Here is a 14,813-nt window from a genome sequence, read left to right as displayed (position 1 = left end):
CCTTCTGCTTTAGGTTTGGTTAATGATCAGGGTCGTCGGATGTTGGCCCATCCCGCGGCCCGCTTCTTATAAAATTAAAAGCGTTTATAACAGGTTATCCGGATAAAAGCAAGTTTTAAGATCAGGATATTGTGCCCTGTTTGTGCTGTCATAAGCATCCTCTTTCAGTTTATCCAATCTTCGGCAAAATACGGATTTGCCCTGTAGCTTGCCAGCCTGTTCAGCAGGACTTTCTCTTCTTCATCTGATATTAGCTCCAGTTCCTTTGATTCTTTTATTTCATCCCAGATATCTGTTATTTTTTCATATTGTCCGAATCCAGCTTAAAGGATTAAAAGATTGTCAGGATTAACCATCTGTTTTGACAGGAAGACCTGAATCATGAAAATCCCCGAATCCTTTAATCAGGGTTCGGACAGAAGAATTATTTTCAAACCATGTCCGTCCATCTACATGGATTAGTGATAAGCAAGGATTTACACAAGCCCATTTTTTAATCCTTGTTTATTAATCCGTGCAGATGACAAATTTTTGAAGCATGTCCGTCTGAAAAAAGTACAAGGAAAGGGGATAAGAAGGGGAAGTTTTTTCCCTTTCTTATCCTATTTTCTTGTAATTGTTGAGGAATACAAATAAAAAACAATTTTTTTAATTTTTTTCCGACAATTTTTTGAAGCATGTCCGTCTGTACATGTACAAGGAAGTCAGATAAGAAAAGGAAGTTTTTTTCCTTTTCTTATCTCCTTTCCCTGTACTTATTTCCGACAATTTTTTGAAGCATGTCCGTCTGCACATGTACAAGGAAGTCAGATAAGAAAAGGAAGTTTTTTTTCTTTTCTTATATCCTTTCCCTGTACTTATTTCCGACAATTTTTTAAACCATGTCGATCAAAAAAAGTACAAGGAAAAAGGATAAGAAAGGGAAGTTTTTTTCCCTTTCTTATCCCCTTTCCCTGTTCTTTTTTCCGATAAATAAAAGACAGAAAGGAGGTGATCACCAAAAAATGATTTATGTATTCAAACCAGATCTGAGGCGAAGTTTCACAATGTTAAACAGTAATTAAAAGGTTAAAGGAGAGTTTGTCATGAAAAAATTTTTTGAGAGCATAGGGCTGGCGAAGCTGGCTCTGGCAATGGTGATGACTGTGATGTTTCAGTTCACGGGGGAGGCCGCTGCCAGAGAGACCATTTTTATTGACGGCAAGGAGTGCGCCAAGGGCGAGGTGATTGTAGAACTGGACATTTCGGCGGCTGACCCGGATGATCTGAGGGCGCTGAAGAAGGAGCTGGGCGTTGAGAATGTGATCGACCTTCAAAACGCTGATGCCCGGCTGATATGGGGAAGCCCGAGCTGGCGGACGCAGTTGTGGCTGCTGACCGGGTCGGTGTCGTATGCCACCGGCGTGACCCGCCCGTATATCAGCTATATTGAGCCGAATTACCGGATTTATTCCATAGATGCGGATCCGAACCGGTGGGGCCTGAACAACACGGGACAGACCGGCGGAACTGCCGATGCAGATATTGACGCCCCCGAAGCATGGGCATTCGCAGAGGGAAAAATGCTGAAAGATGTCATCGTGGCGGTTATTGACTCCGGCGTGGATTATATGCACCCGGTATTGAAGGACAAGATGTGGGAGAACCCGAAACCGGGAGACAAAAACGATGTCCATGGCTACAATTTTGTAAGCGATGACGGGGACCCGTCCGATGATCTGGGCCATGGCACGCATGTGGCCGGAACCATTGTGTCCGTGTGTCCGTCTGCGAAGATCATGGCGCTGAAGTTTATGGATGCGGACGGGTTCGGTTTCACTTCGGATGCCATCAGAGCCTTGTATTATGCTATGGAAAAAGGGGCAAAGATCGTAAACAACAGTTGGGAAGGCAGGGACTCGCAGGCACTGCGGAAGGTGATGACCAAAGCACAGCAGAGAGGAAAACTGATGGTTGCGGGAGCCGGAAATTCCGGGAGCGACAACGACGCAGCCCCGCATTATCCGTCCGGTTATGATCTGGACAACATTATTTCCGTTGCCGCAACGGATCATAATGATGATCTGGCGGTTTTCTCAAACTACGGGGCGGGTTCGGTTGATCTGGCTGCCCCGGGGGAGAAGATTTACAGCACAATGCCCGGCGGTGGTTTCGAATACAAAGACGGAACTTCCATGGCTGCGGCGCATGTTTCTGGTGTGGCGGCTCTGGTCTGGGCTTTGGAGCCAGAGATGAGATATTCGCAGGTGAAACAGAGACTCCGGTATTCCGTTGATCCTGTTTCTGTATTGGATGAGAAAGTTGTGATGGATGGGAGGCTGAATGCGTATAAATCTCTCAGAGATTTCACATCCATACCTATGACTTTCGATAACTGGAACAAGCTGAACAGTGGAAATTGGGAGGAAACAGCGGAAGGGATTAAAATTTATGGTTCAGCTTACCGCGGATGTGGTACATTTATCCATAGTGAAACGATATATAACTTTAAGGACTCTGAAACTCTCATTAAATGGAAGCCGGACAGCACTCGTTATGCCTGTTTTGCGGTTCGTCTGCATGATGTGGTAACGACCTATCCGTTTACAACTCACCACTCTTGGTCAGGCTCAATTGTAGTATCAAGTGATGTCTGGTATTATTCGAGAATTAAAGTCAATTCTGACAAAACCTATGTGATGGTCACTTCCGAAGATGACTATGATATCAGCGGTGGAAATGTTATAAGATGGGATGCTGGAACACTGAGTGACGAAGCATGGAATACTGCGAAAAAAACTTCTCTCAGAGCAGGTTTTTTTGATAACTATCAAGGTACTGGCGTTTATATGATAATCGGAGAAGTAAAAACAAATGCTGTGCCCGTAGAAATCGAATGGACAGACAGCGCATTCTATAATTTTGAATCAAGTTCAGAAATTCCGCCAGAGTTCGGATTTGAGGATGGGTGGGCAATAGACGATAGTGGCTATGAATCTTCAAAAGCTCTTTACATGTTTGCTAATCAATCCTCCTCTCTGACCCTTGATGCGACAGATGCCGTTCTTATTTCTTTCAGGGCTAAATACTCTGCGGCAAGTGAGTATGATTATTTCAGGTTTTCCATTGATGGCAGATCTGCAACTGGCATATCGCGGACTGGAGTATGGAGCGATACGCTTACTTTTGTGGTTCCTGACGGCGCTAAAACTTTTGAATGGAGATATTCGGAAGACACCAGATACAGTGGTCAAAGCAATGGCTCATCTGTTTGGATAGATGATATAGAGATAAAATGGAACACAGGTGATTCAGACGGAGACGGCCTGCCCGATGCCTGGGAACAAAAATATTTTGGCGACATCATCACAAGTGACGGAACAGGCGACTACGACAATGACGGCCTGACAGATTCACAGGAATACTCTCTTGGAACCGATCCGACAAATACGGACACGGATGACGACGGCTGGACAGATTTTCAGGAATACAAAATGTTCACCGACCCGAATGATCCGAATGACCATCCGAATCCTCCTTTGGATCCCGGTGTAATCGAAGTCTGTTCCGGTGTCACGGTTTCCGTACCTCTTGTGTTGAGCAATGTGGAAAACATCGGCATTGAGGGCGTTGATGTGAAAGTAAAGTTTGACGAAAACGTGTTGGTCGCCACCGGAGCAACATTATCAGGCAGCGTGCTGGAAGGCAAAGGCTATGAAATCACCTCCCAGGTCAGAGACGGAGGCGAGATAACAGCCACGGTTTTTGCCAACGGAGACCTCTTTCCCGGCAGCGGAATCGTTATGAATCTTGAGTTTTATGTTGTCGGAGAATTGGGCGATACAGCAGAACTCACACTGGCACGGGCAAAGCTCAACGAGTCTGACATAAGCGCAGAAGTTGGTTCGGTTGAGGTTGTGGAATGTCCTCCATATTATGAAATTTCAGGGACAGTTCGTTATTACAGTGATGATGCACTCATTTCCAATGTTCTCATGGAGCTTGACGGCGCAAAATCCGATTCCGTAACCACCGGAACAGAGGGGGAATACAGCTTTTCCGTTTCCCGTGAACCTGCGGATTATACTGTCACAGCGTATAAAAACGACCATTTCGGCGGTCTGGGAGGCGTGGACGCATCCAGGATTGCCCGATACGCCGCGGGATTCTCTGACGTGGAATTTGACTGCTACCAGATGGTTGCGGCCGACGTGAACGGAGACGGCGAAATCACCGGGCTGGATGCTTCGAGAGTGGCGAGATACGTGGCAGGCAAAATTAATTATCTCAATGAAGAAGATACCCATTGGGTGTTTGTGCCGACCCCGGACACGCCCACGATGGCGGGTATCTGCCATGACTGGCCGCCAATTGCTTACACCTCCGAAAGAACCTATTCTCCGCTGAATTCGGACAAAACAGGCCAGGATTTCATGGCTGTCAGGCTCGGAGATGTGACAGGCAACTGGTCAGATGAACCGGTCAGAACAAAGCGGCGGGCACGTTCCGGGTGCGAAGCTGAGGCAGTTCCGGGTTCCGTGCTGACAATTCCGGTTGTGCTGAGTCAGGACATGGCCATTGAGGGCATTGACATAAAACTCACTTATGATGCGGATGTGCTTGAACTCACCGGTGCGACATTGGCAGGCGGCATACTGGAATACGAAGGATACGCCCTGCTCACCGGCACAGAAGACGGCGAGGCCACGCTCGTCATCTCTGCCGCCGACAGGACATTCACCGGCAGCGGTGAGACCGTGTTCCTCAGCTTTGACGTAATCGGGAAATCCGGGAACACATCGGCCGTGTCGCTCACCAAATTTGAGTGCAATGAGGAGGCGGCAGTCGGTGGATTTCAGTTAAGGGACAGGGTTTGCCAGGAAATCAGACTGAATGTGGATGATGGCGGATCGGATAACGTAACCCATTAAATCAATCCCGCAGGGGCAACCTTGTGGTTGCCCCTGCAACTTTTCGCTACAAGGATTTCATATAAGAAGAGGATTATAAGAAGGGGATTATAAATCCTTTTCTTATACGAAATCCTTGTAGTGTCCGACCAAATAAATTATGAGGGGTAGAGCCGCTTCAGTTTGACCCGGGCATCCGCGTTAGTGAAACGCCATGTGATTTTTTCGGATTTCTCGTTCCGCTCCTTTTCCCAGGCGGAGATTTCTCTCCTCAGGGTCTCCTCATCGGCGATGCTTCTGTCCGGGCACTGGCCGGACAGCACGGATATCTCTATTTCCTAAGTACAGGACAAAAATTTCATTTTGGATTCTCGGAGACGCTTCGGTAAGGATAAATTAGGCGATGCCGGCTTTCCGGAGCATACGCAGATAAATGAGATATTGTCCCGCGGCCCGTTGCAAATCCCGAACAGCGGAACGTCCCACAAAGCTTTTCACTTCGACAACAATTTTTTAAGGCTTTTTTCAGCATTTATCAGCCGCTCCGCACCCAGATCGGCGATGACACGGATTTCACGGATTAATCTGTGAAATCCGTGTCATCTCTTTCATCCGTGGTTCAGAGGGGCGAATCAGGCAGATTTTCAACCTTTTGATAATACGGCTCAATCACAACCCGCTCTCCATCTGTTGAGACACTTATTGCCCCGCTCTCATCAGTGCGGAAAATCTGGTATCCTCGTTCCTCATACTTCTTTATCACCGAAGGATGCGGAAGATGAAACCTGTTATTCCATCCTGCGGACACGATAACATACTCAGGATTCACTGCATCAAGAAACGCGTCGGTGCTTGAAGTTTTGCTGCCGTGATGCGGTGCAACAAGGACAGTGCTTTTTAATTTGTCTCCTGCCATCTCAACAAGCTCCTGCTCCGCTTCAGCCTCAATATCTCCGGGAAACAGAAATGACACCGATTCAAAAGTCACTTTTACAACAACTGAAGTATTGTTAGGTTTTTTTCGCCACGGCTCTTTTTCCTGCTTTTCAATAAAATCCTCTGGCGGATAAAGTACCACCGCACATCCGCGTTTTATCTCGTGTTCACCAATGATATCTTTGAATTCAGGAGTATAAATTCCGTTCTCCTGGATAAGTTCCAGAAATCTGAAGTAGTTCGTTTCATCGCATTCATTATTATTCTTCCAAACGCTTCTGACGTTGAAATGGTCTACAATGTATAAAAGCCCGTTCAGATGGTCGCTGTCAGAATGGGAAAGCACTATGGTATCAATTGTCTTGATTCTTTTTTTTAATAAAAGAGGAGCAAGGATTCTTTCTCCCACATCAAAAACCGAACCTTCAGGAAAACCGCCTCCGTCAAAAAGAAAACATTCGCCGCCCGGAGTTTCCACAAGGGCGGAACTTCCCTGACCCACATCAATCACCGTCACCCTCAGATCATCATGCCAAAACCTCTGATTCAGCCAGTAATACGCATCGCCAATGAAAACAAATATGAGGATGGCAGCAATCGATGTTGCCCGTTTCCGTGCAAATCTGTTTTTTTCATCAGACGCCTCCGGCCGGATGCTTATTCTGTTCAGAATTGCCCATGCCAATATATAAAAAGCAAATATCTCAAAATAAGTGGGCGTTACTATTTCAAGGGTGTTTTTCAGCACAAATGCGCTGATATGAATACAGACCGATGCTGCCTGGGCGCTGAACAAATATAATAAAACAGAAAGCAGCCCTAAGGGGATGACAACAAATCCGATAACAGGAACAAAAACAAAATTCGCAAAAAGACCCACCAGTGTGACATTCTGGTAGTAGAGCATGATAAAGGGTAACGTGCCGATAATAGTAAAAAGCGAAACCAGGAAAGCGGAAAACAGTTTCCCTCCCCGGCAGTCCTTCGGTATTTTAGACTGTCCATATATAATTGAAAGAACAGCTGAAAATGATAGCTGAAAAGAAACTGAGAACAGAGAAGGCGTGTCAGCGATAAGGATAACCATGGCCGCGATCCCCAACGTGTTTATGGGATCATGCTTATTTTCAATCAGGATTGCCACCAGATAAACCACAGTCATAATGACAGCTCTCTGGGTCGCGCCCGAAGCGGACATATCAGCAAGAAAGCCATATGCAAGTATTGGGAACAGGGAAAAAAACGCCGCGCCTTTTATGGGCCATCCGTCCCAAAAGGAGAACTGAAAATAGGAAAGCAGCCATTGGAAAAAAATAAATGCAAGCCCTGCAATAATGCCGATGTGAAGCCCTGAAATGGCAAGAAGATGAGCAATCCCCGCCCGGCTGAAATCCTCCCTGAGAGATTGTGAGATTTCGCCTTTATCTCCTATGATCATGGCTTTCAGAATGCCGATGTGCTTTCCTGGCTTTGTTTCATCTATCAGCGCGGAAATTTTGCCCCGGAAATCTTCCAACCTTCCTTTTTCCGGACCTTTTTCTAATATATCAATCCCGTAGCTTTCATGAACATAAGCTGTTGCCCAGACGCGTTTGAAAGCCATGTATCTCTCATAGTCAAATCCTCCGGGATTGCCAAAATTTCTGATGGATTTGACCATGGCGACAAAAGAAATTTTGTCCCCTCTGGAAAGCTCAGGTACATTCCCCGATGTGCTGACACGAATTTTTCCCGTAACAGGTGTACGGTTGCTGCCAAGGGTTTCAACTTCTAAATTAAATTTCAGCCGGTTTTCGGATTTTATGGGTTTCTCATCAATAACACCTATAATTAACCACTTATATTTGTCAGTAAAATTTATGACATGATTGGGGGGAAACCGGGGAGATGCAAAGGGTTGTACGGAAAAATATCCCCAAGCAAAACAGAAGAGGACGAGCCAAAGAAAAGCAGGTTTTTTCTGTATGAGCCAGCGAACAATAAAACTGACACATATCAAAATAACGAACCCGGTCAGAATTCTGTGGTCTGGAAAGGCAGATCCGGAAAGGATGCCAACTATCAGGGCAAGCAGAAGATAAATCACAGGACGGGGACGAAATTTATCCATTGTTGATTATTTATCAGTTGTCATTCTTTCCATTATAAATACAGAAAGCATTCATCATATCGGACCGGCAAAGCCCGTCCGCCGTGTGTGCGGGAAATGGGAGAAACCCGGATTTTTTCCCGGACGAAATGTTCCCAGGCCCGAAAAGCCGGGTTCCTTAACCCTCCGCCATATGTTCGGAAAATGGGAGAAACCCGGATTTTTTCCCCGGACGAATCCCTGTAGCGAAAGAAAAGCATCAGGCGATTTGTTCCTGAACATCCGTGCTGTTATTTGTTTTTCATTCCGCAGAGACCCGACGGATCGAGGCCCCAAGCCGGGCAAACTTTTTTTCAATGGCCTCATACCCGCGATCCAGATGATACACCCGTCTGACTTCGGTTTTACCCTGGGCCACAAGCCCGGCCAGAATCAGAGACGCACTTGCTCTGAGATCCGTGGCCATCACAGGCGCACCGGACAGCATGGGAACCCCTTTTATGACGGCTGAATTACCGGATATGATAATATCCGCGCCAATCCGTTTTAATTCGCTGACATGGATAAAACGGTTCTCAAATATGGTTTCGGAAATAATGCTGAGACCCTTTGCCACAGACATGAGAACCATGAACTGTGCCTGCATATCAGTGGGAAATCCCGGATAAGGCAGAGTTTTCACATCCACACTCTCAATTCTGTCTGTTCCTCGTACCCGTATGCTTTTCTCCTCAACTTCGATGTCTGTACCGGTGAGCTTCAGCTTGTTTATAAGGCTTCTCATATGATTCGGTTCACAATCCGAAATCGTCACATCCCCCCGGGTCAGTGCGGACGCAATCATAAATGTTCCCGCTTCAATCCGGTCAGGTATGATGGAAACCGTTACAGGATGCAGCGACGGCACGCCGTTTATGGTGATGACTGAATTACCGGCCCCCTGTATGTCCGCGCCCATTTTATTCAGGACATCGGCAAGCGCGATCACCTCAGGTTCGCGTGCCGCATTACGAAACACCGTGACACCTTCGGCCAGCACAGCGGCCATCATCAGATTTTCAGTGCCGGTCACTGTCGGCACATCAAAATAGATGTCATTTCCCCTGAGACGATCCGCAGTGGCTTCAACATACCCATGCTTCAGCTCAATACTGGCTCCGAGCTGGGAAAGTCCTTTCAGATGCAAATTAATGGGCCGTGCGCCAATAGCGCACCCCCCGGGCAGAGATACCCTGGCCTTTTTAAGTCTGGCAAGAAGAGGACCCAGAACCAGGACCGACGCCCGCATTTTCCGTACCAGATCATAAGGGGCCTCGGATTTGCAAAGGCCCCCCGCGTCAATCCGAACTGTGTTTCCATGGGTTTCAGTTTTTGCCCCGATATCCGAAAGCAGATGTCTGATACTTTGTATATCTTTAAGATTCGGGACATTGTGATAGGTGTTCCATCCGTCTGCAAGGAGAGAAGAGACAAGTATGGGCAGGGCCGCATTTTTCGCGCCGCTGATCTTTACTTCTCCTTTAAGAACAGAACCTCCCTCTATGACAATTTTATCCATTTATGTTTTGCTTTCTGTATGACAGACCTCCGAATTTTCGCAAACTTCGGACAGTCCGCGTCTGAGACTGTTTATGATAAAAAATCAGAATTCGGATTCCGCCCTGATCTGGGAGAGAAGTCCTGAAACCACTCTTTTTGTTTCATCTGAAGAAAGAACTTTTTCCAACAGTTCGGTAAACTCTCCTTCTGTGTTGCATTCGTCGCTCATATCATTTACAAAATCTTTAAGCGTCACAGGATACAATGTTATTTCATAACGAATCATGAGAATCCTGAAGACATAATTATCAAGGGCAGGGGCTAAAATATCAAAAAAATAAGTAAAAGATTTTGAATTTTCATCTTGTATTTTTCGGACACGCCCCTGCAGAATATCTCCTGTCATCTCTCCGAGAAGCTCTGCTTGTTCACGAAGAATCATATAAGGTGTACGGATTTCACCTGCCTGGGGCAATTCTCCCCACAAATTTTTTACAGGCATTTTTTATACCTTCTGAATGTTGTTCTTGTTTTAAAATTCTGTAATAATTTAGAGAATTTTTTTATAATTTATTATTTTTTATACTCGATAATCAAATTTTTTTCTGTCATTCCGTTCGACTGATCTCACGCCGAACGGAATGACAGAAAAAACTTGAACATCGAGTAATAAGAATATCTTTATTTTTTTTTCCTGAATCATCCGCTCTTACCAAAATAAAAAAGCTCTTCACCAGGAAATATGCCGGAATCAAGAGCAAAACGTATCCTTTCTAAAAAACCATTATAACCAAGAACTATTGGCCCGTCCCATTCTTGTGAAACAAAGACAGTGCTGTCAACAGTGAGATCATGACCAGAATTCTGCTCCGCTAACAGACTAATATCTATACGATGTAATGAGTCTGAAATTTTACCCAGTCTGGTACTTATCGGGAAAGATTGAATTGGCTCACCAATCTCTTCTTCTATAATCGCAGCAATGTCTCCTCCGATCACTGACCACGAAGCCCCGGTATCCAAAAGTGCGTAATCTTCTGCCCCCTCCAAGCTTCCTATCCGACATTTTACAGCAACTGAAAGAGGATATGAGCCTATCTTATGACCCACTAAAAACGATGCACAACCACTATTCCATACCTGATTGTTTTTCTTATTTTGTATTAACAATTGTTTCATTTTTTAATTTTCAACGCGAAAAAATGTCGTACCAATCAGTTTACCGGATTCTTTCAGAGAGAAATGAAGTTTTACACGACTTTCATGACTGCCGAGTAAAGAACCTTGCTTTAATGCTACCCATTTTCCCTTATATTTAGAAGAATTATTTTTAAGCCATAAAGCATCTTCTTTGACACTCCCGCCTGTTGCAGACTTTTCTATTTTCACTTTTGGTTCAGCTAATACTCTTCGCCAATTGTCTAATTTTCTTGAAATCCCGGGTTGTATTTTTGACAATAGTTTACGTGCTTCGGAAATACGATTGGCTTCGGTCAAATTTTTTGCCTGTTCTAAAATTAAGTTCTCATCAATTAACTTTTCGTTACTTGTTATAGCGGAGAAATTTGCTATTTCCGAAAAGTAAAATTCCCTAAAATATAACTCTTGACAATCCTGCACAGGTAGTGATGAATGAGATCCGGTGTCCTGATATTCGGGGAACTGAACGAGATTCATCATTAGCTTTGCAGGACTATTTAACTCTTTAATATCTCTGAGAGACTGATAAATTTGAGGATTATCTGTATGCGAAGAGAAATCATATATAAGTTCTTCTTTCAATTCTGTGTCAAATTGATTCATCAAGGTTTTACAAGATACGATTGCAACAATCTCACTTTCCCGAAATGGCTTAATATTGGTTTCTGTGTCAAAATTCATTTTATGTCACCATAAACAGAAATTTCATTGGCTAAAGCTATTAATTCATCGAAAAGTTTTAAGAGTTCTTCCTCTGAGAATTCACCTGAGAATTCCTGTGAGGTATTAATATCTATTTCCAATCTGCATGCACTTGAGCCATTATAAGAAGACACAGAGGACGCTGTTCTATCATTAGAATCTAATTGAAAATGAAGAGTTCGAAGTGTTACTACTGACCACTTGGAAAGGCGATTTACAGACAGGTGATCAACATAATCAGACTGGCGAGGACGATTTATCTGATATAAAAAATCTGAAGAACTGACCGGATCTAGCTGAATGTGAGTCAGATACTGTGACATCCTGTTGTATCCCTCTTCCTTGTTTTCAACGGGTTGTAATAAAATTGCCCCAAAAGCCAGCCGATTTACAGGCGTACAAATTCTTAACCAGTCCTTTATTAATTTATAGAAATTATTTCCAATTTTATTGAACTGATCAATAATGGGCAGTTCTTTGTCCTTATTAAGGTCAGCAGCAGTATATAGCCAATCCGTTCTGGGGACAGTAATATTTAATATTAATTTTCCCTTCTCAAATGCCCCTTCATCTCTGTAAATTTTTTCTTTTGGACGAGAAAGTCTCTTCTCTGGTGGTTCCTTCGGCATAAGCTTTTCCCACCATTCAGTTTCAATAACCGAAGTATCTGCTGAGAAGGCAGTGACCCTTAACATTTCAACATACCAGATTTTATTATTTTTCATCATAATTTAACTCCATAAATAAGAAATGGCAAAATCTGATCCTATTCCTTGACATAAAAAAATAATACAGAGATAAATCCCAAACAGCAACTTAAAATTCAGATATGATTATTCAATCTGTTTTGCTTCCCCATAAAACATCAGCAAATAAGAATTCTCCCCTGTCTGTTCTTTCAACCGTCTGTTAAGATTTAATTTTATGTCAGTCTTCAGTGTTCCAACAATACTGCGAAACTCCTGTTTCTCCCCTCCTCTTTGGCCCGGTACAGGCATTGGTCGGCCGCGGCGATCAGGGATTCCATGGTGACCCGGGTTCCTTTTTCTGAAGGAAAAACACATGCCACTCCGAAACTGGCTGTAATTTTTATTTTTTCTTTTCCATGCGAAACTGATATTCTGGAAATCAGATGGCGGTATCTTTCAGCGACTTTACAGGCTCCGCTCAGTTTGGTTTCAGGGAGAACAATAAGAAATTCTTCGCCGCCATATCTTACGACCCAGTCCAACCCTTTTCGGACAGATTGCCTGATGTATCTGGCAAATGTTTCTAAAACCCGGTCCCCGGCCTGATGTCCGTAACAATCATTGACTTTTTTAAAGTGATCTATATCACAAATAATCACGGATAACGGATGGCTGTACCTGATGGCTCTTTTAATGGCCAATGGCAGGTTTTCGTTCAGATATCTCCGGTTATATGTTTTGGTGAGCGGATCCGTAATGGATAAAATCGCAATCTCCTCACTATGTTTCCGAAGGGAATATTCAAGCCTTATGATCCGCTTTGCCGTATTCAGCCGGGCAGCCAACTCCGCCTCATGCACCGGTTTGATGAGATAGTCATCCGCACCGGCCTCCAGTCCTGAAATAATATCTTTTTTGGAGGCTTTGGTTGTTAAAAGAATGATATAAACATATCCTGCAAATTCTTGTTTTCTTACAGCCTGACAAAATTCAAAACCATCCATTTCAGGCATGATCCAATCGGTGATAACGATAGGAAAGCATTTCTTTTTCAACAGGTTCAGACCTTCCATGCCATTAGAAGCCATAGTAATTCGATATCCCTGTTGCTCAAGAATGATTTTCAAGTGCAATGCCTGGGTTTTACTGTCTTCGACAATAAGAATATCAATATTTTCATTCATAGGGCTATGGCTAAAATAAATCACTAATAACTCATCCTCAATTTTACCCTTATGATTCTTCCGGTTCAGCTGTCGCTGACTGGATGAGATGCTCCTGAACATTCTGAAAGCAGGGAGGCTGCCCCGTCAATTTAAATGATTTTGACCAATTTAAATCATTCTGTCCGCGGTGATCCGGAAAACATCCCGAACGGGGTTGCATACCCCGTCCGGCTAAAAAAAACCGTCCGGCTAAAAAAAAAGAATTAACGGAAAGCAGAACCCCATCAGTTTTTTTTACGAACTGAAGGGGTCAATATACGGCGATTCCCGGACAGAACGATTTACAAAAATCGGATTAAAAATCAGAATTTGTCATAGGCAATCATTTCCGGTTCAACCCCGAGATCATCCAGCATTTTAATAATTGAATCAAGCATCGGCGGGGGACCGCAGAGATAATATTCGATCTCAGCAGGGTCCTTATGCTCACTGAGATAATAATCATAAAGGCACTGATGGACAAATCCTGTCATGCCATCCCAGTTATCTTCCGGCTGAGGATCAGAAAGGGAAACATAGTAGGAAAAATTTTCGTTATTCTGATCAAGTTCCCTGAATTCCTCATCATAGAACATTTCCGCCTTTGATCTCGCACCATACCAGAAAGACATTTTACGCTTTGTTTTTATATCCAGCAACTGGTTTAATATCTGGCTCCGCATGGGAGCCATGCCCGCGCCGCCGCCGACAAAACACATTTCCTGGTCTGTCTCTTTTACAAAAAATTCACCATATGCCCCGCTCAATGTAACCTTGTCGCCTTCTTTCAGATTAAAAACGTATGAAGACCCCACCCCGGGAGGCGCTTCCGAGGCACTCGGAGGCGGTGTGGCAATTCGTATGGTAAATTTCAGAATTCCCTTTTCAGAGGGCGGATTTGCCAAAGAATATGCTCTGAATACTGCTTCTTCTGATCTGGCCTTTAATCCCCACAAATTAAACCTGTCCCAGGCCGGTCTGAACTTGTCCTCAACTCTGAAATCCGAAAAAGAAGCCTCATATTCCGGAATGTCAATCTGCATGTAAGCCCCGGCATTAAATTCGACTTTTTCATCAGGATCGAGTTTTAACACAAGTTCTTTGATAAATGTTGCAACATTCTTGTTTGAAGCAACAGTGGCATGGTATTTTTTTATGCTGAATATCTCATCAGGAATACGGATGTTCATATCCTGTCTGACCTTTAGCTGGCAGGCAAGACGGACATTTTCCCTTTTTTCCTTTCTGCTTAAATGGGGCAGTTCCGTAGGCAGAATACCGCCGCCGCCTTGTTTTACAACACATTTGCATGTTCCGCAGGAACCGCCGCCCCCGCAGGCCGAAGGAAGCAATATTTTATTGCTGAGAAGCGCGGACAGCAAAGTTCCCCCCCCTGGAACTTTGATGCTTTTTTCCTCATTATCATTGATAAGAATCGTGCAGTCTCCTTTTTTTACCACCTTTGATTCAACCAGCAAAAGCATTGCCAGAAGAATAAATATCACGGATGAAAAAACAGTTGTGCTGATAATGTAAATCATTTCAAATCCCCTTTTTTTTCAGA

The 14,813-nt window shown here is 44.2% G+C and carries 10 protein-coding genes and 1 pseudogene; 1 reads left to right on the top strand and 10 read right to left on the bottom strand.

The window, feature by feature from the left end:
* Window positions 1-1,085 precede the first annotated feature (1,085 nt).
* Window positions 1,086-4,910 (top strand): S8 family serine peptidase, encoded by a 3,825-nt coding sequence (locus tag dnm_RS06895; RefSeq protein ID WP_207681946.1) that lies wholly within the window; start codon window positions 1,086-1,088, stop codon window positions 4,908-4,910.
* 137 nt (window positions 4,911-5,047) lie between these two features.
* Here the strand turns inward: dnm_RS06895 and dnm_RS30785 are convergent.
* The 10 genes and pseudogenes from dnm_RS30785 to nqrF form a co-directional block, all read right to left on the bottom strand.
* Window positions 5,048-5,227 (bottom strand): annotated as a pseudogene (locus dnm_RS30785) (IS630 family transposase); the annotation flags it as partial.
* 58 nt (window positions 5,228-5,285) lie between these two features.
* Window positions 5,286-5,399, bottom strand: a complete 114-nt coding sequence (locus dnm_RS31555) for an element excision factor XisH family protein (protein ID WP_353740340.1) — start codon at window positions 5,397-5,399, stop codon at window positions 5,286-5,288.
* A gap of 109 nt (window positions 5,400-5,508) precedes the next feature.
* Window positions 5,509-7,935 carry a DNA internalization-related competence protein ComEC/Rec2 gene (locus dnm_RS06885; protein ID WP_207681944.1) on the bottom strand — a complete coding sequence of 809 codons (2,427 nt, stop codon included), beginning with the start codon at window positions 7,933-7,935 and terminating at the stop codon, window positions 5,509-5,511.
* Window positions 7,936-8,215: 280 nt separating this feature from the next.
* Window positions 8,216-9,472 (bottom strand): UDP-N-acetylglucosamine 1-carboxyvinyltransferase, encoded by a 1,257-nt coding sequence (gene murA, locus dnm_RS06880; protein ID WP_207681943.1) that lies wholly within the window; start codon window positions 9,470-9,472, stop codon window positions 8,216-8,218.
* Between the two features lie 84 nt (window positions 9,473-9,556).
* The gene (locus dnm_RS06875) at window positions 9,557-9,955 is read right to left on the bottom strand and encodes a hypothetical protein (RefSeq protein WP_207681942.1); all 399 of its coding nucleotides are present in this window, start codon (window positions 9,953-9,955) and stop codon (window positions 9,557-9,559) included.
* Window positions 9,956-10,152: 197 nt separating this feature from the next.
* Complete coding sequence (locus tag dnm_RS06870; protein ID WP_207681941.1) at window positions 10,153-10,632, bottom strand: hypothetical protein; 480 nt, start codon at window positions 10,630-10,632, stop codon at window positions 10,153-10,155.
* 3 nt (window positions 10,633-10,635) lie between these two features.
* Window positions 10,636-11,334, bottom strand: a complete 699-nt coding sequence (locus tag dnm_RS06865; protein WP_207681940.1) for a hypothetical protein — start codon at window positions 11,332-11,334, stop codon at window positions 10,636-10,638.
* The gene (locus tag dnm_RS06860) at window positions 11,331-12,083 is read right to left on the bottom strand and encodes a hypothetical protein (RefSeq protein ID WP_207681939.1); all 753 of its coding nucleotides are present in this window, start codon (window positions 12,081-12,083) and stop codon (window positions 11,331-11,333) included. The genes dnm_RS06865 and dnm_RS06860 overlap by 4 nt, the downstream gene beginning before the upstream one ends.
* Window positions 12,084-12,289: 206 nt before the next feature.
* Window positions 12,290-13,252 carry a diguanylate cyclase gene (locus dnm_RS06855; protein WP_207681938.1) on the bottom strand — a complete coding sequence of 321 codons (963 nt, stop codon included), beginning with the start codon at window positions 13,250-13,252 and terminating at the stop codon, window positions 12,290-12,292.
* Between the two features lie 320 nt (window positions 13,253-13,572).
* On the bottom strand, window positions 13,573-14,790 hold the full coding sequence (nqrF, locus tag dnm_RS06850; protein WP_207681937.1) for an NADH:ubiquinone reductase (Na(+)-transporting) subunit F: 1,218 nt from the start codon (window positions 14,788-14,790) through the stop codon (window positions 13,573-13,575).
* Window positions 14,791-14,813: the final 23 nt, after the last annotated feature.

The organism is Desulfonema magnum, assembly GCF_017377395.1.
Lineage (GTDB): Bacteria > Desulfobacterota > Desulfobacteria > Desulfobacterales > 4be13 > Desulfonema_C > Desulfonema_C magnum.
The sequence above is the reverse complement of the archived record's forward strand: the minus strand, read 5'-3'. Positions and strand labels throughout refer to the sequence as shown.

Bases quoted from the DNA above. Each gene is read 5' to 3' on its own strand.
- dnm_RS06895 (WP_207681946.1), top strand. From the start codon at position 1,086: ATGAAAAAATTTTTTGAGAGCATAGGGCTGGCGAAGCTGGCTCTGGCA.
- dnm_RS06885 (WP_207681944.1), bottom strand. From the start codon at position 7,935: ATGGATAAATTTCGTCCCCGTCCTGTGATTTATCTTCTGCTTGCCCTG.
- murA (WP_207681943.1), bottom strand. From the start codon at position 9,472: ATGGATAAAATTGTCATAGAGGGAGGTTCTGTTCTTAAAGGAGAAGTA.
- dnm_RS06875 (WP_207681942.1), bottom strand. From the start codon at position 9,955: ATGCCTGTAAAAAATTTGTGGGGAGAATTGCCCCAGGCAGGTGAAATC.
- dnm_RS06870 (WP_207681941.1), bottom strand. From the start codon at position 10,632: ATGAAACAATTGTTAATACAAAATAAGAAAAACAATCAGGTATGGAAT.
- dnm_RS06865 (WP_207681940.1), bottom strand. From the start codon at position 11,334: ATGAATTTTGACACAGAAACCAATATTAAGCCATTTCGGGAAAGTGAG.
- dnm_RS06860 (WP_207681939.1), bottom strand. From the start codon at position 12,083: ATGATGAAAAATAATAAAATCTGGTATGTTGAAATGTTAAGGGTCACT.
- nqrF (WP_207681937.1), bottom strand. From the start codon at position 14,790: ATGATTTACATTATCAGCACAACTGTTTTTTCATCCGTGATATTTATT.